The 24665-nt window shown below is 35.5% G+C and carries 19 protein-coding genes; 8 read left to right on the top strand and 11 right to left on the bottom strand.

Translation table 11 applies throughout. The features are described 5' to 3' along the window. Window position 1: 1 nt before the first annotated feature. From ACY2LT_RS04705 to ACY2LT_RS04685, 5 genes are all read left to right on the top strand, one after another. The gene (locus ACY2LT_RS04705; protein ID WP_491816688.1) at window positions 2–1459 is read left to right on the top strand and encodes a TrkH family potassium uptake protein; all 1458 of its coding nucleotides are present in this window, start codon (window positions 2–4) and stop codon (window positions 1457–1459) included. Next, window positions 1459–2916 (top strand): TrkH family potassium uptake protein, encoded by a 1458-nt coding sequence (locus tag ACY2LT_RS04700; protein ID WP_491816687.1) that lies wholly within the window; start codon window positions 1459–1461, stop codon window positions 2914–2916. The genes ACY2LT_RS04705 and ACY2LT_RS04700 overlap by 1 nt, the downstream gene beginning before the upstream one ends. A gap of 77 nt (window positions 2917–2993) precedes the next feature. Continuing rightward, window positions 2994–3998 carry a tryptophan--tRNA ligase gene (gene trpS, locus ACY2LT_RS04695; protein WP_491816686.1) on the top strand — a complete coding sequence of 335 codons (1005 nt, stop codon included), beginning with the start codon at window positions 2994–2996 and terminating at the stop codon, window positions 3996–3998. A 3-nt stretch (window positions 3999–4001) separates the two neighbouring features. After that, a complete protein-coding gene (locus ACY2LT_RS04690; RefSeq protein WP_491816685.1) occupies window positions 4002–5117 on the top strand; it encodes an alpha/beta hydrolase in 1116 nt (371 codons plus the stop codon). Beyond that, complete coding sequence (locus ACY2LT_RS04685; protein WP_491816684.1) at window positions 5117–5911, top strand: TrmH family RNA methyltransferase; 795 nt, start codon at window positions 5117–5119, stop codon at window positions 5909–5911. The genes ACY2LT_RS04690 and ACY2LT_RS04685 overlap by 1 nt, the downstream gene beginning before the upstream one ends. Here ACY2LT_RS04685 and ACY2LT_RS04680 read toward each other — a convergent pair. From ACY2LT_RS04680 to dprA, 7 genes are all read right to left on the bottom strand, one after another. Further along, the gene (locus ACY2LT_RS04680; protein WP_491816683.1) at window positions 5903–7390 is read right to left on the bottom strand and encodes an NADH-quinone oxidoreductase subunit N; all 1488 of its coding nucleotides are present in this window, start codon (window positions 7388–7390) and stop codon (window positions 5903–5905) included. The genes ACY2LT_RS04685 and ACY2LT_RS04680 overlap by 9 nt on opposite strands. Window positions 7391–7396: 6 nt before the next feature. Further along, window positions 7397–8986: a complex I subunit 4 family protein gene (locus ACY2LT_RS04675; RefSeq protein WP_491816682.1), complete on the bottom strand. Its 1590-nt coding sequence runs from the start codon at window positions 8984–8986 to the stop codon at window positions 7397–7399. A gap of 29 nt (window positions 8987–9015) precedes the next feature. Then, complete coding sequence (gene nuoL / locus ACY2LT_RS04670) at window positions 9016–10986, bottom strand: NADH-quinone oxidoreductase subunit L (RefSeq protein WP_491816681.1); 1971 nt, start codon at window positions 10984–10986, stop codon at window positions 9016–9018. 127 nt (window positions 10987–11113) lie between these two features. Further along, entirely contained in the window at window positions 11114–12445 is a 1332-nt protein-coding gene (locus ACY2LT_RS04665) for a BatD family protein (RefSeq protein ID WP_491816680.1), read from the bottom strand. A gap of 56 nt (window positions 12446–12501) precedes the next feature. Continuing rightward, window positions 12502–13857: an NADH-quinone oxidoreductase subunit NuoF gene (nuoF, locus tag ACY2LT_RS04660; RefSeq protein WP_491816679.1), complete on the bottom strand. Its 1356-nt coding sequence runs from the start codon at window positions 13855–13857 to the stop codon at window positions 12502–12504. A gap of 69 nt (window positions 13858–13926) precedes the next feature. After that, window positions 13927–14901 carry a polyprenyl synthetase family protein gene (locus tag ACY2LT_RS04655; protein WP_491816678.1) on the bottom strand — a complete coding sequence of 325 codons (975 nt, stop codon included), beginning with the start codon at window positions 14899–14901 and terminating at the stop codon, window positions 13927–13929. Window positions 14902–14909: 8 nt separating this feature from the next. Further along, the gene (dprA, locus tag ACY2LT_RS04650) at window positions 14910–15998 is read right to left on the bottom strand and encodes a DNA-processing protein DprA (protein ID WP_491816677.1); all 1089 of its coding nucleotides are present in this window, start codon (window positions 15996–15998) and stop codon (window positions 14910–14912) included. Between the two features lie 153 nt (window positions 15999–16151). Here dprA and ACY2LT_RS04645 point away from each other — a divergent pair, with 153 nt between their 5' ends. Then, window positions 16152–16670, top strand: a complete 519-nt coding sequence (locus tag ACY2LT_RS04645; RefSeq protein WP_491816676.1) for a peroxiredoxin family protein — start codon at window positions 16152–16154, stop codon at window positions 16668–16670. Then, window positions 16667–18235 (top strand): hypothetical protein, encoded by a 1569-nt coding sequence (locus ACY2LT_RS04640; protein ID WP_491816675.1) that lies wholly within the window; start codon window positions 16667–16669, stop codon window positions 18233–18235. The genes ACY2LT_RS04645 and ACY2LT_RS04640 overlap by 4 nt, the downstream gene beginning before the upstream one ends. A gap of 12 nt (window positions 18236–18247) precedes the next feature. Here ACY2LT_RS04640 and ACY2LT_RS04635 read toward each other — a convergent pair whose 3' ends face one another. From ACY2LT_RS04635 to ACY2LT_RS04620, 4 genes are all read right to left on the bottom strand, one after another. Next, window positions 18248–19024, bottom strand: a complete 777-nt coding sequence (locus tag ACY2LT_RS04635; RefSeq protein ID WP_491816674.1) for a hypothetical protein — start codon at window positions 19022–19024, stop codon at window positions 18248–18250. Then, complete coding sequence (locus tag ACY2LT_RS04630) at window positions 19021–20175, bottom strand: anti-sigma factor family protein (protein ID WP_491816673.1); 1155 nt, start codon at window positions 20173–20175, stop codon at window positions 19021–19023. The genes ACY2LT_RS04635 and ACY2LT_RS04630 overlap by 4 nt, the downstream gene beginning before the upstream one ends. Window positions 20176–20187: 12 nt before the next feature. Then, window positions 20188–20751, bottom strand: coding sequence for an RNA polymerase sigma factor (locus ACY2LT_RS04625; RefSeq protein ID WP_491816672.1), 564 nt, complete (start codon window positions 20749–20751; stop codon window positions 20188–20190). Between the two features lie 216 nt (window positions 20752–20967). Next, entirely contained in the window at window positions 20968–23508 is a 2541-nt protein-coding gene (locus ACY2LT_RS04620; RefSeq protein ID WP_491816671.1) for an ATP-dependent Clp protease ATP-binding subunit, read from the bottom strand. A gap of 182 nt (window positions 23509–23690) precedes the next feature. Here ACY2LT_RS04620 and ACY2LT_RS04615 point away from each other — a divergent pair, with 182 nt between their 5' ends. Next, window positions 23691–24665 carry a polyprenyl synthetase family protein gene (locus ACY2LT_RS04615; protein ID WP_491816670.1) on the top strand — a complete coding sequence of 325 codons (975 nt, stop codon included), beginning with the start codon at window positions 23691–23693 and terminating at the stop codon, window positions 24663–24665.

Here is a 24665-nt window from a genome sequence, read left to right as displayed (position 1 = left end):
TATGAATTTTAGAATTGTCGCTAAAATCCTTGGACTTATTCTTGTTTTTCTTAGTTTTACAATGCTGCTACCATTGCCTTTTTCGTATTATTATAATAGTCAGGACCAGGCGAGTTTTATCTTTTCCTTTTGTATAACCTTTCTTGTCGGGATTTTAGCATTCTTTTCTTCAAAAAGAAATCTGGGTTCAAGCCAAAAAGATATTCACCCAAAAGAAGGTTTCGCCATAGTTGGTTTTGGCTGGATTGCTTTGTCTCTGTTCAGTGCTTTGCCTTTTGTTATTTCTGGTGCAATCCCATCATACACAGATGCATTCTTCGAAACAATGTCTGGCTTTACAACTACCGGCGCTTCAATCCTTACCGATATAGAGGCTTTGCCAAAAGGCATCCTTTTTTGGAGAAGTTTTACTCACTGGATTGGTGGTATGGGAATTATCGTTTTCTCAATTGCTATCCTGCCTTTCCTTGGTGTTGCCGGGATGCAGTTGTTCAAAGCCGAAGTTCCTGGTCCAACCGCTGATAAACTTACTCCTCGTATTACCGAAACTGCTAAAATTTTATGGGGCGTCTATTTCCTTTTTACTATTCTCGAAACAGTTCTGCTGATGTTCGCAGGTATGGACCTTTTCGATGCTTTGTGCCATACTTTCGGCACTATGGCAACTGGCGGGTTCTCAACCAAAAATGCAAGCGTTGCAGCATACAATAGCCCTGTAATAGATTACATCATTATTGTGTTTATGATTATTGCCGGGGCAAATTTTGCCCTTCATTATCGCGTACTAACCGGCAATTATCGTGAATTGTTCAGAAACGAAGAATTAAAGTATTTTCTTCTTGTGATTTTTTTTGCTACTGCTTTTGTAACATATGATATTTTAAGATTAAATTATGCTAATCTGTCTGATTCAATTCGATATGCACTATTTCAGGTTGTTTCAATTATTACTACTACTGGTTATGGAACTTTCGATTACGAAAAACTTAGTGCTACGACGCATTTTATTTTCTTAATACTTATGTTTATTGGCGGATGTGCCGGTTCTACTGGTGGTGGTTTAAAAGTAATTCGCTCCGTTATTCTCACAAAATACGTTTATACAGAAATCAAAAGATTGATTCATCCAAAAGCTATCATTCCTGTTCGCTTCGGTGGCAGAGCAATCGAAAAAAATATTTTGTCGAATATTTCAGCTTTTTTCATAGTCTATTTACTGATTTCTGCATTCTCAGTTATGTTAATAACGCTATTCCAGGTTGATATGGTTACTTCTATTGGTGCTGTTGCCGCTTGTATTAATAATATTGGTCCCGGACTTGCTGATGTCGGACCAACTGACAATTATTCTCGTTTTCATCCATTTGTCAAATGGTATCTCTCTTTCCTTATGCTTCTTGGTCGTCTTGAAGTATTTACAATTTTAGTTCTGTTTACACCTGTATTCTGGAGAAAGTAATGAAAATCAAGACAATTATTCAAATATTATCGCTTATCGTCGGATGCATAGGATTATTTATGTTGTTTCCTATGCTTTATTCGTTTTTTACCAATGAAAATGTTACCTATAGTTTTTTTGTGTCTTTTTTGTTTCTCTCTGGAGTTGGATTCTCATTATATTTTATTCTAAAATCAAAACAAAATGACAATGATAAAATTCTATCAATTCGTGAGGGCTTTTTTATTGTTACTTTTGCGTGGATAGTTACAATTCTTTCCGGAACTTTACCTTATCTGATAAGTGGAGCAATCTCTGATTTTACTGATGCTTTTTTTGAAAGTGCTTCTGGGTTTACAACAACCGGTTCTTCCATTTTGTCAGATATTGAAAAATTACCCAAAAGCATTTTGCTCTGGAGAAGTCTTACTCATTGGATTGGTGGAGTTGGGATTGTAGTTATTGCTTTATCTATTATGCCAATATTAGGTGTTGCAGGAATGCAACTTTTCAAAGCTGAAACTCCGGGCCCTACAACCGATAAACTTTCTCCGCGCATAAAAGAAACAGCAAGAATAATTGGGCTTGTTTATTTAATAATCACTGCTTTTATTTTGCTTCTGTATTTACTTGTTGGTATGCCTGTTTATGATGCTATTTGCCATGCTTTTGGCACAATTGCAACTGGTGGCTTTTCTCCTAAAAACGCAAGTATTGGCTTTTACCATAGCCCACTAATCGAATACACTGTGGTTTTTTGTATGTTTATCTCTGCTGTCAATTTCTCTCTGCATTACTCTGCTTTGAAAGGTTCTTTCAAAACCTATTTGAAAAGCGAAGAACTTAGATGGTTCATTCTAATTATTCTATCTTCAACGATATTAATTTCTCTTTTTCTGATTTTTGAGAACGGCAAAACAGTAGAAGGTGCATTTCGGAGTGCTCTATTCTATGTTGTTTCGTTAATTTCTACAACTGGATTTGGAACAGAAGATTATGAAAAATGGAATTATGGAGCTCAATTATTATTAATAACGCTAATGTATTTAGGTGGTATGGCTGGTTCCACATCAGGTGGAATTAAGCAAATCCGCTTCATCGTTGTAGTTAAATTAATTAACTCCGAAATAAAAAAATATATCCATCCTCAGGCTGTTGTTCCCGTTAGAATTAACGGACAACCTATTGAAAGAAAAATAGCAATTAACATACTTATTTTTACACTGTTTTATGCTTTTGTTTCTGCTTCGGCTGTCATTACTTTGTGTTTTGATGGTGTTGATATATCCACCTCTCTTGGTGCTGTTGCTGCTGCAATGAATGGTGTCGGTCCCGGTATTGGCTTGGTCGGACCGGTTGAAAACTTTTCAGTGCTTCCAGCTTTTGCTAAATGGGTACTCAGCGGTTGTATGTTGCTTGGGCGTCTCGAAATCTTTACTATTCTTATTTTGTTTTCACCTTCATTCTGGAAAAAGTAAGATATTGTGCTTACTTTTTTCTCTAACTTTTTGTAATTTGCATACTTGTTATGTCTTAAATTTTCTTTTTTTCTACTATGGATGCCGATACAAAAAAAGTAATATTAAGTGGAATAACGCCATCTGGAATTCTTACAATTGGACATTTAACCGGTGCATTAATAAATTGGGTACGACTTCAATCTGAATACGATTGCTATTTTATGATAGCCGACCTTCACGCTATTACTGTCAGGCAAAATCCCGCAGAACTACGCCAGCGTACCCTTGATACTGCTGCTATGTTTCTTGCTTGTGGTATTTCTCCCGAAACAAGCACTCTTTTCATTCAATCTCACGTTCCGGCTCATAGCCAGCTTGCGTGGGTACTAAATACCTTTACCGGTATGGGCGAATGCTCTAAAATGACGCAATTCAAAGATAAATCAAAAAAACATTCGGAAAATGTAAATGTCGGTCTTTTTGCCTATCCTGTTCTGATGGCTGCGGATATTCTACTCTATCAGGCGGATTTAGTTCCTGTCGGTGAGGACCAAAAGCAACATCTCGAACTCACTCGCAATCTTGCTCAACGCTTCAATCACTATTATTCCGATACTTTCAAAATGCCCGAACCATTTATTCCGGAGGTCGGAGCTCGGATAATGAGTTTGCAAAATCCAACTTCCAAAATGTCCAAGTCTGATGAAAATAAAAACTCTACAATCTTCTTGAACGATAAGCCAGAAGAAATTCGCAATAAAATAAAGCGCGCTGTTACCGATAGCGATACTATTGTTCGTTATGATGAAGAAAACAAACCGGGCGTCTCAAACCTTATGCAACTTTATAGCATAGCAACCGGAAAATCCTTTGCTGAAATCGAAAAACAATTCGAAGGTGTTGGCTATGGTGATTTCAAAGCCGAAGTTGCCGATAAAGTTGCTGAATATATACGCCCAATTAGTGAACGTTTCGCTGAAATTTCAAGCAACAAAAAGTATTTGCAGGAAATTCTCTCTTTCGGTGCTGATAAAGCTAACAAAGTTGCTATGAAAACTTTGCGTAAGGTCTATAAAAAAATCGGGATTGTGAGCTTTTAATTTATGAAATACAAATTTCTTGTTTTTCTCAGTGTTTCTCTGTTGCATTTTGCTAATGCTTTTTCCCAGAATGGCTCGTTTCGCGATGTAACAATTATTAGCCAGAAAAGTGGGAAACCAATTTCTTTTAGTTTATATCTGCCACCTGATTACGAGAAGTCTAACAAAGCTTATCCTGTTATTTATCATCTTCATAGCTTAGGTGATAATTTTCGTAGTGCCTGGCGTTCGCTTGTAATTAAATATATCAACTATGCTGTGAACTTAGGCATTATTGATGATTGTATCATTGTATTCCCCGATGGCTACGAAAATAGTATGTGGGGAAATAGTGCCGACGGCTCAAAAACTGCAGAATCAGACCTTATCGACGATATAATACCGTTTGTAGACTATTTTTATCGAACTGTTCCGTATCGCGAGTTCAGATTTGTTCAAGGTTTTTCAATGGGTGGATTTGGTGCCGTTAAATTCATTTCTAAATATCCCGAATTATTTGCAAAAGCAGTATCCTTAGATGGTGGAATGAGAACGTGGGCTACTTTGCTAAGCGGTCGCCCTCAAATTGCAAAGGAAGTTTTTGATAATAACGAAAAATTATTCGCTGAATTCGCTCCGTGGAAATATATTAGTTTTTATTCTGATATTTTAAGCCTTGATACTTTATTTTACATATCTGTCGGTGATTTTAAATCTCTTAATAAAACCTTTGCTGATAGTCTTGCTTTCTACAGCATTCCTTTTGTGTATTCGACAACCCTTTGCAAACACGATATAGATTGTTTGCTCGACCGGGAATGGCTGAATATTGCCGAATTCTATTCTAAATCTATTTCCAAAACTAACGACATTAATGCAAAAGTCGTTCAGTCTCCGCTTCGCAATTCACAAAATTCTATTCTAATTATTAACTATTCACTCGAAAAAGTTGGACGTGCCAAAATTGATTTATTCGATACTGATGGCAACCTGATTATGAATGTTGTGAACGAATTTGAAGTTTCAGGTGAATTTAGAAAAGATATTCAAATCAACGGAAGTCTAAAAAAAGGCAAGTATATTTTGGTTTACGATGTCCCAAATCAGAAACGTATGCGTAAATTTATTCTTATTAAGTAATGAATTTCAATTACTTATACAGTTTTGAACTTCTTCCGGCTGAACTGGACTTATTCCGGAATATTAATTTCACACCTAAGTCTCATATTCAGAATAAAGTGTTTCTTACAGAAGGAATTGTTTCTTTCAAGAAATTGCTTGAAAGCAATATTGAAATTATTTCTGTTCTTACAACTTCTAAATACATAAATATTATTCAAGAATTTTCAGACAGATTTTCCAATACCACTGTTTTTATTTGTCCTGATAAAAAATTTCTGGAAAAGATTATTGGCTTTTTGCCGAACGAACCAATCTACGCAATTGCAAAAATTCCATCTTTTACAAATGTTGAAGAACTCGGCAAGAAAATTGTTTTTCTCGATAGCGTATCAAAGCAGGAAAATGTTGGTTCGATAATCCGTAATGCTTTAGCTTTTGATATTGATTCACTTATTTATTCAGCCGGAAGTTGCTTTCCGTATCTTCGTCGTGTTGTCCGTGTTTCGCTCGGTTGCGTTTTCTCAATGAAAATTGCTCTTTCCACAAATCCGATAGTAACTCTTAAAACTTTAAAAAATAATGGATATACAATTATTGCCATTGAACAATCAGATAAATCAATAGATATTTCTTCGGGCAAAAAACACGAAAAAATTTGCTTTATTTTCGGGAACGAAAGCCGAGGCATTAGCTATCCTGTTTTGGAAATAGCAGACGAAGTAGTAGAAATTAGAACAAATAAAAAAGCAGGCTCACTCAATGTGGCTGCCTGCTCTGCAATAGTTTTCTGGAAATATTCTAACTTATCTTAAAAATAGCAACAATTCTATTAAGTAGCTCGGAAATACCCCAAGCAAAACAGTTAATGCAGCAGAAATTAGCAATGTGAAACCTGCCGCTCGTGGCTCGCTTGTGTGCAAAACTTGTTCACTTGCTTCACGAAAATATATGTAGATAAGTAGTCGCAAGTAGAAATATACAGAAATAAGCGACGAAACAATTCCAACAATAGTAAGCCAGAGATATCCAGCATTAATAGCAGACTTGAATATATAATATTTCCCGAAAAATCCTGCAAACGGTGGTATTCCGGCAAGCGATAGCAGAAATACTACCATCATTGCTGATACGAATGGACGAGTCTTATATAATCCGGAATAATGTGAGAAATCAAGATATTCGCCATCTTTACCTTCGAGATTTGCTACAATGGCAAATGAACCAATTTGCATAAATACGTAAACAGTTGCATAGAACGAAGCTCCTGCCCAGCCATCAGGCGTGTTTGCGACTATTCCCATTAGCATATAACCAGCGTGTGCTACAGATGAATATGCAAGCATCCTCTTCACATTATTCTGAGCTATTGCTGTAATATTGCCAACAAGCATCGTCGCAGCAGAAAGCACTGCCAAAATATTTTGCAAAGTAATAATATGATTGCTGTCTAATGTTCTGATTGCCACAAACATTATGTTTTTGCCAATCAAAATAAACGCAAATATTGCTGCTGCCTTTCCCGCAGTGCTCAAAAATCCCGAAATTACAGTTGGAGCACCGTGATAAACGTCAGGTGCCCACTGATGAAATGGAAATGCCGCAATTTTGAATGAAAGCCCTATAAACACAAGAGTTATTCCTAAAATCAGATATAAATTGTTATAATCTTGTGCTAAAATTTTTTGCGAAATTGTCTGAAAAGTCAAAGTTCCAGTGGCTCCGTATATCAATGCTATGCCATATAACAAAAATCCTGATGCAAATGCCCCGAGTAAAAAGTATTTCAATGCAGCTTCTACCGAAGTAATCTTCTTACGGAAATATCCTGCAAGCACATAAAATGTAATGGACATAAATTCAATGCCGATGAACATCAATAGCAAATCTGCTGAATGAGCTATCATCATCATTCCGACTGTTGCCAATACAACAAGCGAATAGAACTCTTTATATTCGAACTCTGCTCTTTCATTATATTCTCGGGCTGCAATTATTGTAAGCAGAGCTGCAACTACAAAAATCAGATCAAAAATATATGCATACCCATTGTATGCAAGCATTCCCATTGTAATTGGATAGCTTGCTAAACTACTCGCTTCTTTATAATACTGGTTCAGCAATATCCAGCCTGAGGAACCAATTGTTAAACTTAATATTATAATTGCAAAAATGTAATTAATTACCTTGTTCTTTCCCGTTAGTGCATCACTTATAACCAGCAATATTCCGGTTGCTGATAAGAAAAAAATCGGGAAACCAAGCATCAACTCTTTTAGTATTTCATTTGCCATATTTCTTTACTGATTGTTTTCAATATTTGAATTATTGGGTTTAGAGATTTCTGGTACTACTGGCAATTCATATCTTTCTTTGCCAAATTTTATTTTTTCCAGTTTATTTACAAGTTTTTTAGTTGAATTTTCAGATAATTGCAAAAAAGTAGATGGATAAACACCTATCCACGCAATAAAGAGCACAATCGGAATAAATGTTGCCCATTCGCGTTTATTAATATCTTTTAGTCCGTGATTTGCTGGATTTGTAATTGTGCCAAACATTACCCGTCTGAACATCCAGAGTAAATAAACTGCAGCGAAAATTACTCCTGTTGCCGAAATCACTGAAAACCATATAGAACCAAGAAATGGAGATTTAAATGCTCCTAATAATGTAAGAAATTCACCTACAAAACCATTAAGTCCGGGTAATCCGACCGATGCAAGCATTGCAATTGCAAAAAATACAGTAAATGCTGGCATTATTCGGGCTATTCCACCAAATTCTTCGATTTCTCTGGTATGTCTCCGCTCATAAAGAACCCCGACACAGAGGAACAACATACCTGTCGATAGCCCGTGATTTACCATTTGTATTATTGCACCTTGTATTCCTTCCACAGTCATAGAGAAAATACCAAGCACAACAAATCCTAAATGACTAACAGATGAATATGCAACAAGTCGTTTTACATCCGATTGCACCATTGCAACCAATGCACCATACACTATACCAAACACTGCCAACCACGAAATTATCGAAGCATACATAAAACTTGCTTGGGGAAAAAGTTCTAAATTGAAACGAATTAAGCCATATGTTCCCATTTTAAGTAAAACACCAGCAAGTATTACTGAACCCGCTGTCGGTGCTTCTGTATGAGCATCAGGCAACCAGGTATGCAACGGAAAAACAGGTACTTTTATCAAAAATGAAAGTGCAAATGCCCAGAATAACCATTTCTGATAATCTAACGGTATAAAATGACTGTATTGTCTTATTAATTCATAATTCGTTGTAAATCCGTTTGGAACGTGGGCAAGATGTGTTCCTACAAATTGACCGAGCCAGATTATTCCCACAAGCATCGGTAATGAACCGAACATAGTAAATAAGAAAAACTTAACAGTTGCATATATTCTGTCTTTTCCACCCCAGATCCCTATTATAAAATACATTGGAATTAATATAAGTTCCCAGAAAATATAAAATAGAAACAAATCCAATGAAATAAATACACCTGTCATCCCAAATTGAAGCAATAACAGCAACGAATAATATGATTTCTCTCTCTTCTTGATTGCATCAAACGAAGAAAATATTGCAATAGGTGAAATAAATGTTGTAAGCAATACAAGCAAAAGAGACATTCCATCTATCCCAACTCTAAATCCAATGTCAAGCGATGGTATCCACACTTTTTCATAACTAAGCTGAAGATTTGGATTATTAGAGTTGAACTGGAATAATAGAGTTAATGACACAATAAATGCAATTATTGAAAATCCAAATGCTGCATACTTAATTAATTTCACTTGCTCTTTGTTGATAAAAAGTAGAGCAATAGACCCAATCAGTGGTATTAATAATGTAAGAAATAACTCTGTCATATTTATTGTTCTTTAATTCTTAAACAAAACTAAAAACTTGAAACAACCCACGCAATAATAGCTGCAATTCCAGCCATCATAAGCAAAGCATAATTTTGTGCAATACCTGTTTGTATTCTTCGCAACGCTTCTGCAATTTTTTGAACAACCGTTGCCGAACCATTGATAATCCCATCAACTACTCCAACGTCAAATTTCTTCCATAGAAAACTTCGGGAGCCATTGACTATTGGGTCCACTATCAAATAAAAATATATTTCATCAAGATAATATTTATTCAACGATAATTGAAATGCGGTTTTGAACCTTTCAGCTATACGACGAGGATGTAATAATTTATCGTCGCTATAATAATTTATTGCAACTTTTATGCCTAACAAAGCTATTGCAATTGCTATTGCAATGAATAAATATTCAATAGCGTGCAATTCGTGTTCAAGAGGAACGCCCAATATATTGTTCGATTTCGCAAAAATTGGCATTAAGAAGCTCTCAAGTGCATTCGGATGATGTGAAAACCAGAACCCAAGCACATACGGAATGCCCAAAAATCCACCAAATACTGACAAAAACGCAAGCACCGCAAGAGGAACTGTCATTACTTTCGGGGATTCGTGCGGATGTAATTTATGATGATCAAAACGTTCCTTTCCGTGGAAAACCAAATAAACAAGACGAAACATATAAAAAGCAGTGAAAAATGCAGCAATCGTTAGTATTAGCCACCATACAAATCCACCATCATTGTACACTGCCCATAGTATTGCATCTTTTGAGAAAAAACCACTGAATAATGGCACTCCGGCTATTGCAAGCGATCCAAGCAAAAATGTTTTGTATGTAACAGGCATATATTTGGCAAGATTGCCCATTTTCTTTATGTTTTGTTCTTCGTGCATCCCGTGAATAACCGAACCCGCTCCCAAAAAAAGAAGCCCTTTGAAGAAAGCGTGGGTCATTACGTGAAATACTCCTGCAACAAATGCTCCTGCTCCAAGTGCCGCAAACATAAATCCCAACTGACTTACTGTCGAATATGCGAGCACTTTCTTAATATCGTTCTGTGTTATCCCGATTGTTGCTGCCCAAAATGCAGTAATTACACCAACGATAAGAACAACCTCCATTGTTATTGGTGCAAGCGAAAACAAAACCGAATTGCGGGCAATTAAGAAAATCCCTGCTGTTACCATTGTTGCAGCGTGAATGAGAGCGCTTACAGGTGTCGGACCCGCCATCGCATCAGGCAGCCATACTGCAAGCGGCAACTGTGCGGATTTTCCTGTGCACCCTAAAAACAAAAGTAGGGTAATTGCTGTTATCAAGCCCGTATCAAAATATATATTTTTCCCTAAATATGCTATATCCTGCACTTCTGTGTAGCTTAATGTTCCGAAATTTGTAAAAATTAAAAACATTGCAATCAAAAATCCAAAATCACCTATACGATTCACAATAAATGCCTTGTTTGCGGCGTCGCCTGTCCAGGTTATTCGAACTCCGGGGAATTTTCTGTCATACCAAAATCCTATCAGTAAATAAGAGGCAAGTCCTACGCCTTCCCATCCCAGAAAGGTTAATAAAAAGTTACTTGCTAAAACTAAATTTAGCATCATAAAAATAAACAAATTCAAATAAGCGAAAAACCTTGCGAAACTTCTATCATTGTGCATATAGCCAATAGAATAGACGTGTATCAAAAATCCTACACCCGTTACTACTAGCGAGAACAATATTGAAAGCTGGTCAACCTGATATGATATTTTTACTGATATGTCTCCTGTTGCAATCCAGGTGAAAACATCTACAATATATGGTTTTGCAAGCCCTGTACTAATAATATGAAATAATAATATTGCTGAAATTACGAAGGATATACCTACTGTAGCTGAACCTATTGTTCCAATCAATTTTTCGCTTTTTAAATATTTCCCGAACGCCCCGATACCAATAAACCCAAGCAATGGAAATAGAATTATTAACTGGACTAAATCAAACATAATCTATACCCGAGTTTTTATTACAATTTCATTTGTGTAACAACGAAAAAAAAATAATAATAGTTTTTAATTATATTGATAAAATTAATTTATTCTGCAAGATGAAAATTAATTAATTGTTTTTTGCTCACTTCTCTATTCTCTCGATTATCTCAATACCAATCTCTTTTAAATTTTCTATATCCAACTCCTCATCTATTTTGTAAAATCTTAGTCTTTTCAACTCATTTAAATAATCAATTACTTTTTCAATAAATTCTTGATCAAATTTCTTATCTATCATTTTTCTTCTGATTTTTTCAACTGATAATTCTTCTTTTTTTAATTTCAAATGTATTAACAATGTTTCTGTAATGCTCCTGAATAAAAAGTCCAGAACTATTTCTCTGTTCGAACTGCTGAAATTTCTTATTTCATCGGCAATTCCTTTCTTTGTTTGAGTGTTCAGTTCCTGATTGAACGACCTCGTATTTCCGCCAGAGTTAATTTTTCTCAGTAAGATAACCAGAGTACTAAGCGACAATAATCCTAGAACAACAAGAATCCAGCTTATATAATCTTTCTTTTCACCAACAAAGTTCTTTTTTTGTATTATTTTATCAACTCCAATTGCTTCAATGCTGTGCTGTTTGGTCTTTAAAAATATAAATTTTCCCTTCTCGGGGGCAAAATAACTTAATACTTGCTCCGGAATAGTATTATTCCCTTCTTTCTGAGATATTAATGTGTAAATAAAAGTTCTCTTACCATTAATTCCATTGTTTATCTTGATGCTATCAATTACATTTGCTTCACCAACGATTTGTAGATAATCAGGTAATTTCAACTTTGGTGCATTAATCAAATATAAATTACCGGTCCCGACAATTTCTATAATGTACTCGAAATTCTTATTAACAATAACTGTATCTTTTGCAATTATAGATTTTACTTGGAAATTCCCGACAGCCCCGATAAAGTTCTCATCTTTTTCTAATATCAGCTTTGCGTTTATTTGAATTTTTTCTGATGTATATGTCTTTATTCTTGAATAATATTTCTCATCTGTAGGAAATTCAGGTGAGTATTCCAGCGAAGCATTGATTTTCAAGGAAATTGTTGGTATTTCAAACGCACCTTCTTTTGTAGGAATTACAACATATTTTCTTATCAATGCTTTTCTAAAAACCTCACCTCGAATGCTTTCGTATGTGTAACGCAATGCTCCGATGTCCTCTTCTTCGACCAATGCATCATTAAATTCAGGTGTCTTTTCGTCTAATACTTCCGTCAGAATTATCTTATCATTAACGTACAATTCGTATTCAACAACAAAGGGTTCACCAACGTAGCATTCTTTTTTGTTAGTTTTTGCTTTAATAAAAATATTACTGAAAAAAATTCTGTTTGCGTATTCATCAATTGATAGATTTCTTTGTCCTCCACTTTGTCGGGCAAATAAATAATCTGCCGAAAGCATACATGCAATCGGCAGAAACAAAATAAAAAAATATATGTGTAATTTCTTAAAACTCATCACATAGCAGGCTTATATTCCAGATTTTCATCGAAAATTAAATTCACTTTTGTTGCGCGCTTGCCATGAACAACATTCGGAGCAACAAAGATACGCTTTTCTTTAACTGCTTTTTCAAATTCATCTCGAAACTTTGTAACAAATCCACGAACAGGCCAGGCTGCTGCATCACCAAGAGCACAAATAGTGTTGCCCTCAATGTTATTTGCAACATCCACCAGCAAATCTAAATCACGAATTGTTCCTTCACCATTAGCAATTCGTTTTAATATTTTCTCCATCCATCCGCAACCTTCACGGCACGGTGTGCATTGACCACAAGATTCGTGGTGATAAAAGTGAGCTATCCGCAAAGTAACAGCCACTATATCCGTGTCTTCGTCCATTACCATTACTCCTGCAGTGCCAATATGAGTTCCCAGCTTCTTAAGCGATTCTTCATCCATTCGTACACCCTCAATCTCGTCGCCTCGCAGTGGTGGCATAGAAGAACCACCCGGTATTACTGCCTTTACTTTTTTCCCACCGGGCACGCCCCCGCAAATGTCGTATATAAGTTCAGTAAGTAATATTCCCGTCGGAAGTTCATATACTCCCGGTTTATTTACATGACCACTTACTCCATATAGCAAAGTGCCGGGATGTCCTTCGGCGCCGATTTTTGAATACTCTTCGGCTCCAATCTTAAAAATTGCCGGAACAGTTGCTATTGTTTCAACATTGTTAATGGTTGTTGGCATACCCCATAGTCCATTTTGAGCAGGAAACGGTGGTTTCACTCTTGGATAGCCGCGTTTGCCTTCAATCGAGTTCATTAGTGCCGTTTCTTCACCACAGATATAAGCTCCAGCTCCTTTATGTACGTATATCTCAGTTGAAAAATTTGTTCCGTATGTTTGTTTCATCCGTTCACCGACTAATCCCGCTTCGTAAGCATCATCTAACGCTTTCTGAAATAGATTTATCCATTTATGATATTCGCCACGTATATACACATAAGTTGCAGTAATCCCCATCGCATACGAAGCAATAAGAATACCTTCGATTAACTGGTGCGGATTATACTCAAATATTTGTCTGTCTTTGAACGAACCTGGTTCCGATTCGTCACCATTCACACAAAGATATTTAGGTTTATCATTCCCTTTGGGCATAAACGACCATTTCAGACCTGTTGGGAAGCACGCCCCACCACGACCGCGTAGCCCGGATTTTTTGACAATATCTATTACTTCATCTGGTGAAATTTGCAAAGCTTTCTTGAATTGTTCATATCCTCCGTGTTGGCGATATACCTCTAATTTATCGTAGTCCTCTATTTCTGGTAACAGTAGTTTTGGAGTGATGTTGTCCATAAATTAACTCAATTATTTTGAATAAACTTTCAAAAATCAATTAACGAATGAAATAATTTTGTATTGATTTTAGTAGTTCCGATTGTTCAATTTATCCAACAGCCATAGTAGCATTTTTTTGTAATCATTATCAGTCAGTTCCTCTAATGCTTCCTCAGCAAATCTGAAATATTCAGCAATTTTGCTTTTTGCCTCATCGAAAATCCCTAATTCTACGAACATTCCATTGAATTTGGGAACATACTCAGCACTCAATCCGTTTGAATTATAATATTTGTCTAATAACTCTCTGTGTTCAGGCTTTTCTGCTCTTTCGTTTGCAAGTATTACTAAATATGTTTTTTTGCCTTCTTGAATGTCTAATCCCACTTTTTTCCCAAACACTTTTTCATCGGCAATCATATCAAGCAAATCGTCTTGAATTTGAAATGCTAAACCTAAATATTTCGCATAATTTCTCAAGCCACTAATTATTTTATCATCGGCATCAGCAACCAATCCGCCAATAACACTGCAGGTTTCCAACAATGCTGATGTCTTCTTACCAATCATTTTAATGTAATCATCAATTTTTACATTCTGTGAGGTATTGAACTGCATATCATACACTTGTCCTTCGCATACTTCAATCAATCCGTTTGTAAATGTCTGGATTATTTCAAAATAGCGTTTTTGATTTGGAATAAGTCTGTAAGCAAAGCCTATCATTGCGTCGCCAGTTAGAATTGCAATTGATTCGTTCCATTTTTTATGTACCGTTGGTCGGTTACGTCTAAAATCTGATTTATCCATTATATCGTCGTGAACAAGCGTAAAATTATGCATAATTTCGAGTGCCACCCCGCAATCTAACGCACTTTCTGGTGCTCCGCCGGCTGCTCCGCAAGCCATCATTGTAAGTGCCGGACGAATGCGTTTCCCACCTTCCGCCATAAAATAATTATACGGCTCGTATAGGTCAATTGGCTCGAAAATCTGTGTTGCTTCTTTAATTCTATTTTCAATTATTTTGCGGAATTCATCAAATTTCGTTTCAAAATTCATAAATACTCCTAATTTTTTATAAAATATTTTCCCGGAAGTTGTCGAGCTAATCCTTTGAACTCAAGCTCGAGTAGTTTCACAAGTAATGTCGGCACATCAATATTTACTTTTTCTGCAATTGTATCAATATGCATTGGTTCAGACGAAATTTCTTCGTAAATAATCTTTTGAATTTTATCATCAAATAAAATTTCTTCCCTGTTTTCTTTATATTGTATGCTACTAATTAATCCCAGATCCAGCAAAATGCTCTCTGCAGACAATACCGCAGTTGCCTGACTATCGTGAATTAGTTTGTTGCACCCGGCGCTTTTGCTTGAATTTATCGGTCCGGGAACAGCAAATAATTCCCGCGACTGGTCAATTGCAAAGCTTGCTGTAATAAGTGCTCCTCCTTTAATGTCGCTTTCGACTACTATTACTGCTTGTGATACTCCGCTTATTATCCTGTTCCTTTGCGGAAAATATCCGGGGCGAGCCTTTGTTCCGGGTGGATATTCCGAAATAACCGCTCCCCCAGAATCTATGATTTTATTTGCTAAGTCGCGAGAAATAGCAGGAGATATTTCATCAATTCCTGAAGCTATTATTGCATATGTTATTCCTTTATTTTTTAGTGTTTCTCTATGTGCAATGCTGTCTATTCCATAAGCTAATCCAGATACAACAATTATTTGATTTTTCACCAACTCTTCAACTATCTTCTCAGTTGTTATTTTTCCGTAAAGTGTATTTCTTCTTGTTCCCACAATCGCTATCGAATTTAATCCATTGCTTAGCTGTCCTTTATAATACAAAATCATTGGTGCGTAATATATCTCTCTCAATAATTCCGGATAATTCTCATCATAATACGTAATATATTTAATATTTTCTTTTTCAAGCTTTTCCAATAAATCTTCAAAATCAATTCTTGTTGTTTCATCATTCTTGAAAATTCCATTGTATTTACTTTCAAACCATTCCGGCGGATTCTGCAAAAAATTACTATACGAATCGTATTTTTCGGTAATATACTTTTGTTCTCGAAGCGAAAGTTTTCTATAAAGCGACAACCTCAATATATCTTCTCTTTTCCAGCCAATCTTATTCTTCATAACTATCATCACTTAAAAAACTATAACTAAATTTAGTTATTTATGAATAAAATTAAAAATTAGAAAAAATTAATAATATTGTTGTTATTTATTTGTTTCTTTTTATTAGTTTTTTAATATTAGAACTGTATTAATTTCTATTTTAATTTTCTTATGTTGAAGACAATATATAAAAAATTATTGTTAATTATAATTTGTCTTTCCATTGTAGCTTGCAAGGAAAACCCATCCGATAGTATTTCTGATATTCCATTCGGTTTGCGAGTAGGGCAAAAAGCACCTCTATTTTCAACTTACGACATTAATGGGATGAACGTTTCTCTTGGTGATTTCAAAGGTTCGGTTGTCCTTCTTCATTTCTGGGCTACTTGGTGTCCGTATAGTCGCAATTCGATTGGAAACTTGCTTTCTCTCTGGGAAAAATATGCTTCAAAAGATTTTACAATTATTTCAATTTCTCGTGATTACGATACAACTGCTCATAGAAGCTACATAGACGCCTACAAATTAAATTGGCTGCATATTCACGATAGCCGCTATGATGTAGGACAGTCCTACGATGTTAAGGTTATTCCAATGTGCTTCCTCATCGATAGGCAAGGAATAATACGCTTTGCAGGCTCTCCATTCGAACCTCAACTATCACAAATTATCGATAATCTCACAAAATGAAAAACAAAGATATAATATTTGCTGTTTTACTATTTGCTATTATTTTTTTATGTTTATCTCCCTTTGCTAATATTCCGCTTTTCAACGAAGATTATTTAGTCCTGCATTGGAATAATCCGCAAACTTTTGCTGATTGCTTTCGCGATTTCTGGCAACGCACAACAGGCGGTCCATACTGGCGACCTGTTGTGTGGTCATCGTATTTTGTTACTAAATTTTTCTTCGGAATGAATGGTTTGCCTTATCATTTAACTAATATTTTTGTGTATTCAGCTTTGATTTCACTTGCTTTTGTACTTTTTCGCCAACTTGGTGTAAATAAAAACTTTGCTTTCTTTGGATTAATTTTCTTCGCTCTTTTGCCTGCAAGGGAACTGAACTTTGCTTGGGTACCTGGTCGAACCGACCTGTTTGCCGCTTTTTTTATCATACTTGCTACAATTGCCTTTATTCATTCGCAAAAAAACATACTCTTAAAAGTATTAACAGCTTTTTCTTTTCTTTTGGCTATTCTGAGTAAGGAAATTGCTTATGCTGGTGTTGCTATTCCTCTTTCACTATATTATTTTGTGTTAAAGGAAAAATTTACAAAAAAATATATATACATTTCCACTTCTATTGGCTTCTTATTCATTATCATTTCATTGATTTACCGATATTTCCTAATCGGTGGCACTCCATTTGAAACTTCGAACTATTCAGGTGTGTCTCTTATTCAATTACCGGTTAATTTCCTCGTATATATTCCTCTCGCATTCATTAACGCAGATATTTTGGAAAATGTTTACATCTCTGCTACAAAGCTCAATTTTCGGGTTCTAATACCAATATTAATTATATTAGCATATTTTTTCAGGAACTTGTTCTTCTTGATAAAACTCAGAAGCCCTCGTCAAAAATTATTTCTGTTTGGTGTTTTTTGGTATTTGTTGTTTATTGGTCCGGCAATACCTACTTTTATGCAATGGTATGGATTTTTAGCATATTTTGGTTTGTTTGTTGCAATCTTTCAGATTCTCGACGATGGGAAATTTGATAGAATAAAAATCACTCTCTTTCTGATTGCTACGTTGTTTCTCATATTTTATAATTTCGAGCGTTCAATGCTTTGGAAAGAGGTAGGGAATAGGACAAACTCTTATCTCGAAGACCTTGCTCAAAAAATTCCATCATCCGCTGATACTATATATGTAATCGCTGCCCCAGATAAAATCAACCGTCTCAATTCAATGAAAATTGGTTTTCAGGAAGCAGTCTCTTACAACTTTGGTCGCAATATAGAGGTGATTTCACCAATTCGCTCAGAAATTACGCGAAATAGTTCGATTAATTTTTCTGCAAAAAATGATACTTTGTCAATCAAACTAAATTTTGGTCGCTTTTCAATTCAAGGAAATCGCTCATTTAGAAGAACTTTTGACGAAAACTTGTTTTTCGAAGATAACTTTGTCTCTTGCAAAATTTCTAATTCATCAAAACAATCGTCCCATCTGAATTTAATCTTCAAAAACTTGCAAAAGCCAATATTCTTATTTACAGTTTCTGGTTTTACCAAAATAAACTAATTTTTCAGGCTACTAAAAGTCTATATCTATTAGCATTTCAAAACTTGTTCTTAATGAATTTGACTGGTATTCAGTTGAGATTTTAATCAATACTCCCATAATTTTTCCTTTTCCATTTTTCTTTTCTTGTATCTGTTCAATTGTAAAACGATTCTCATTACTTCGAATATATCTATAATATCCATCCCGATTTCGAAGTGCCAGCACTCCATACTTACCGCTTGTTGGTCCTCCATCAAATTCAACTGGTGCATTATTTGCCAGCACAAATCCCCAGTACCTTACATTAATTTCTTTTGCCATTTCTTGCCTGCCCAACCCCGGAATGTTAAAGTTGTTCTGTTCATTCACCAAATTAATACTAGTAAAAATTACTGGAATATTCAAACTTGTATCTGCAATTACTTTCGCATATCCGCTCGCAACGTGCCAGATTGCGGTAATCGGATCATCACCCGGCTTAAAATATTTTTCTGTAATTAATATTTCTACTTTTTTAGGGATAAATCTATTGCTCGAAGGATTGTCCGCAGGTAAATATATTGTATCTGTTTTGTGAATTATTGTATCTTTATAATTTATTACTGTATCAACTCTAATAATGAATATGCTATCAATATAAAATATCGAATCCCTTAGAATTAAAGTATCCACTTTGAAGGGTGTTTTTATTACATTGTTATCTATTCCGAGCGGGTCGGTGCAGGAATAAAAAATTAGGGAAAAAACTAAAATTGTGAATATTAAATATTCAATTTTTGCAATAAATTTTCTCAAATTCTTTTTCATAGTTTCAATTTCACTCCAAATGCAAGACCTTTTTTGCTCGACGAAAACCATTTACTTTGATGTCTGTAATACATATTGCTTATGTCATAACCAACTTGAAGACTATGCTCTTTAAATATTGGTATTTCAGCTCCGATACCTAACCTCCCGACAAATCCTACTTTATTGCCTCCAATTGCTGCTTGTGTGTAAATTTTTCCATAATCGAATTTCAGGAATTCCAGACTATACCTTCCTATTAATGAAAATGTCTCAAAATTTGGATTTTGCTCGTATTGGTATAGCTGATTGTTTTCATATCCCTCGAACTTTTGGTAGAAATTTTCTCGTGAATAATTCAAACCAAATGCAAATTCATTTGAATAATCGTAGATAACAGAAAAAGATGAATTGTTCAGGCTTTGCTTTTCGGCAGGTCGCACTTTTTCTTCAAAGTCTGATGCATACGATAATCCTTTGATTTCAAACGAAATCTTGCTGTCTTGTTTGTCAGGCAATATCTCTTCCGGCAATAAATTTGTAATATTAATATTCATCGGAAACATTTGAGCTCTGCCTGCATTTAAATTATTTTGCGGCTTTATAATTTCAGGAAAACTACTGCTTAGTTTGATTACTTGGTCATTGCTCGCGACGCTCTTGCTGTCTGGGTTCTTTTGCTCAACAACAATATATTTATACACAACTTTTTCCTTTATTTCTGGCATTGGTTGTGGCTGCTGAGCAATTGTTTCTTTCGGGTTATAAATTTTAGTTGAACTTACATTTGAAATACTATCGTTTGCATTTTCTTTGGGTAGCAACATAAGCATTATTGCCGCTGTAACAATTGCTGAACTAATCCCTGTTGCAATGTATTTAGTTTGCAGTAACAACCAGTTCTTCAATGCGGCAAACTTGGAAATTGATGCCGTTGCTGCAATTGCTGATGGTTCAGAAAAACCAAGTGCAGAAAAAATCTTATTCGTTGATTTTATTGGTGGAACAAAAGCTACGCTATCGCTTCGCACAGCTTCCTTGATTGCCAGAGCAGATTTCATTTCGTTGCGTGCTTCTTGGTCTGTTGCAAGAAGAGCGAATAGTTCGCTTTCTTGCACGGGGGGCAGTTCCCCGTCTAAATATTCATATATTATTTGATATTTTTCTTCCATCACTTAACCTCATCAATTTCTTGTCAAATCTTTTAAATATGGCGACAAAATTTCTTTAATTTTTTGCTTTGCTCTAAATGCACGTGTTTTTGCATTGGCAGGCGATATATTTAATATTTCTGCTATTTCACTATACTGCATCCCTGCATATTCTTTTAAAATAAATACTTCGCGATACTCATCTTCAAGCAAATCTAAAGCTCGGGTTATCAAATCCAATAATTCCTTCGATTCATAATTATCTTGATAAAATAAATTTCTCGCTTCTTCTACCGGCACCCCAATTTTCCTATCGCGTTTGTAGTTCAAACACAAATTTCTTGCTATTGTTATCAAAAAACCCGGAACATTCAACTCTTTATGATTATCCTTTACATTTTGGTAAAACCGAATAAATGTCTCTTGGAAAATATCTTCGGCAACATCAGGATTATTGATTACTCTATAGCAGTATGCGTGCACTTGTGATGAATAGCGATTATATAGTTCACTAAATGCCTTTTCCGCTTCCATCTGGTCGTGCCTTAGCAGAAAGACAAGTTCCCTGTCGCTATATGTTTTATATTTCGAGCTCACATACCGGACATAATTGTATAGAAATTAATTTAATCAAATTACACTCAACTGATTAATTCGTTTCAAATTATAATTAATTGTCTATTTTTTTTGTTACATTATTTCTGTGGTCAAATAAAAAAATAGAATAGACATATACTCATTATTGTTTTTTCAAAACAAAAAAACTCCGCTATTTCTTTTAGCGGAGTTTAGTATTATCAACCTTTACACAACTTAATTTGTCGAAATATCTGTATCATAGAATGTCTTTTCTTCTGCATTGGCTACTACAGTATTCGAATTCTCATCATCTGTTGCTACATTTTCAACTCTGAAAACAATAGCGTCTTTCTTTTCATTTAATTCGCCAATGGCTTTTGCACCTGTTTTTAAATTTCCTTTCAATATCTCTTCTGCTAACTCATCTTCTACATATCTTTGCAATGCACGACGCAACGGACGAGCACCGAATTTCTCATCGAAACCTTTATCGACAAGAAAATCTTTTGCTTCGCTTGTCAGCTCAAGGTCAATTCGATTAACCTTCAATCGCTCCATTAATCTTCTTAATTGAATATCTATAATTCCATAAATATGCTTACGTTCTAACTTTCGGAAGATAATAAAATCATCAATTCTGTTGATAAACTCAGGATTAAACAAACGTCTGACTGATTCCTCAATCGTAGATTTTACGTTCTCGTATTCATTTTCAGCTGTTTTCTCAACAAATCCTAATCTGCCTCCTTCCTTTAAATCACGGGTTCCAACATTGGAAGTCATTATAATCACAGTATTTTTGAAATCAACTTTCCGTCCTAATCCATCTGTAAGAATACCATCATCAAACACTTGAAGTAAAATATTGAATACATCTGGATGTGCCTTCTCTATTTCATCAAGCAATATTATCGAATATGGCTTCCTTCGAACTTTTTCTGTAAGCTGACCTCCTTCTTCGTATCCCACATATCCCGGAGGTGCACCAACCAGACGAGAAACTGTGTGCTTCTCCATATACTCGCTCATATCAATGCGAATCAACGCGTCTTCGTTGTCGAACATCACGCGCGCAAGGGCTTTTGCCAATTCAGTTTTGCCAACACCTGTTGGTCCAAGAAACATAAATGAACCAATCGGGCGCGAAGGATCTTTCAGTCCTGCACGAGCTCTGCGAATTGCTTTAGATAAGTGCTCTATTGCTTCGTCTTGCCCGACAACCATCGCCTTCAACTCGTCAGAAAGCTTCAGCAACTTGTTTGATTCACTTTCAGCAATTTTATTTACAGGTATTCCGGTCATCATTGCAACAACATCTGCAATATCGTCTTCTGTAACTGGAAAAACTCGTTCCGAAGATTCATTTTCCCACTTGGCTTTTTCTATTTCAAGCTCGTTTAGCAAATTTTTCTCAATATCACGCAACCGTGCAGCTTCTTCGAAGTTCTGCTGCTTTACAACTTGCGTTTTTTCATTCCGAACTTGCTCAATCTTTTCTTCTATTTCAATAATATGCTTTGGAACTACAATGTTTGCAAGATGAACTCTTGCCCCTGCTTCATCCATTACATCGATTGCCTTATCCGGAAACATCCTATCTGTAATGTATCTTTCCGCGAGCCGAACACAAGCTTGAATTGCTTCGTCTGAATAAATCACATTGTGATGAGCCTCGTATCTGTCTTTTATATTATTCAATATTTGTAAAGTTTCGTCAATTGATGGCTCATCCACTAATATTTTCTGGAAACGACGTTCTAATGCTCCATCTTTTTCAATATATTGCCGGTACTCATCAAGTGTAGTCGCGCCAATGCATTGAATATCTCCTCGAGCCAGAGCAGGCTTAAACATATTTGAAGCATCAAGCGAACCGCTTGCACTTCCAGCACCGACTATTGTGTGTAATTCATCTATAAACAATATCACATCTTTTGCTTTTTCAAGCTCATTGAGTATTGCCTTCATTCTTTCTTCGAATTGTCCGCGATATTTGGTGCCTGCAACAATCGAAGCTAAATCAAGCGTTACTATTCGCTTATCGAACAATGCCCGCGAAACTTTTTTCTGCACTATTCTCAATGCAAGCCCTTCCACAATTGCCGTTTTGCCAACACCCGGTTCGCCAATAAGTACCGGGTTGTTCTTTTTACGTCTCGATAATACTTGCGATACTCTCTCAATTTCTTTCAAACGCCCCACTACTGGATCTAACTTACCTTCTGTTGCAAGCTTTGTTAGGTCTCTGCCAAAATTATCCAGAACAGGGGTTTTAACCTTTTCTTTTGGTTTAGGTGTTTGCGGTATATTTCTTTGCGAATATTCCTGCTTCATTGTTCCTCCTGAAAGAAAATTGTCCAACTCTCGGCGAGCACTATCGTAACTGACAGAAAATTGCGATAGAATTTGAGCCGCAATATTTTCTTCATCCCGCAGCAACGATAGCAACAAATGCTCAGTTCCAATTACATCCGATTTATACAACCTTGCTTCAAGCAAAGTAATTTTCAACACTTTTTCGGCTTGCTTCGTTAATGGGATATTCCCGATTGTCATTGTTGCATTACCTGTGCGAACTGTATCTTCAATCGTTTTCTTCAATTGAAACAAATCAACATTCAGATTTTTCAGCATTTTTACCGCGAGACCTTCGCCTTCACGAATTATCCCAAGCAGCAGATGCTCTGTGCCAATATAATCGTGTCCCAAGCGTATAGCTTCCTCACGACTTAATCGTATTACTTCGTTTACTCTATTCGAGAAATTTGCTTCCATCTTTTCCTCTTTTTTATTTTATTTCGTTATTCACATAGACATAGACGTTTTTTCAATTTTTTTATTTATCTTGCCATATCCTTTTTCTATTCAACATTATTATCGTCATTTCTTTAAATTTTTTAATTTGACTAAAAATTACTATTTTTAATTGCAAAAATAATCATAAATGACAATATAATATGAATTTGAATGAAATTACACAACCAATTAAACGCGAATTAGATGATTTTAACAAGTTTTTTAAATCGAATTTAAAAACGAACGTTCCTCTGCTCAATTTAATTATAAGATATTTGACTTATAAAAAAGGCAAGCAGGTGCGTCCTGCGCTTGTTATGCTTTCGGCTTCTCTTTGTGGTGGAATTAATACTCGCACATATATCGGTGCTTCATTAGTGGAAATGCTTCATACTGCTACCCTTGTTCACGATGATGTTGTCGATGATGCCGACGAGCGTAGGGGAATCGCCTCTATCAACAAAAAATGGAACAACAAAATCGCTGTCCTGATGGGCGACTATCTGCTTTCTAAGGGATTGCTAACCGCCATTGAAAATAAAGAATTCGAATTCTTGGAAATTATTTCACGTGCTGTTCGATTAATGAGCGAGGGCGAGCTTCTTGCTATTGAGAAAAGTCGAACTCTTCGCATTACCGAAGATGATTATTTCAAAATTATTAATGCTAAAACTGCATCTCTGCTGAGTGTCTGCTGTGAAATCGGGGCTTTTTCAGCAACTAACGACAAAAATGCTCAAAATCTTCTACGTGATTATGGCACTTTCTGCGGTCTTGCTTTCCAAATTCGGGACGATATTTTCGATTTTACCTCCTCAAATTCGGATATTGGGAAACCTGTTGGAAATGATTTGAAGGAAAAGAAGATTACATTACCACTTATTTTTACTTTAGCAAACATAAGCACAGATAAAGCAAAAGATATTATTTCTGCAATTAAAAAAGGAAATTTAAGCAAGAAAAAAATTCGTGAGATTTTTGATTTAATTATCGAGGCTGGTGGCATTGAATATTCTCGCAAAATTGCATACAATTACTCAGAAAAAGCAAAACTGTGCCTAAAAGATTTTCCCGATTCAGATGCAAAAAAATCTTTGCTAAATTTTGCTGAATTTGTTGTATCAAGAGATTTCTAA

The organism is Eximiradius proteiniborus (assembly GCF_058546985.1).
Note: the sequence above shows the minus strand (reverse complement) of the source record. Positions and strands in the feature narration are given on the sequence as shown.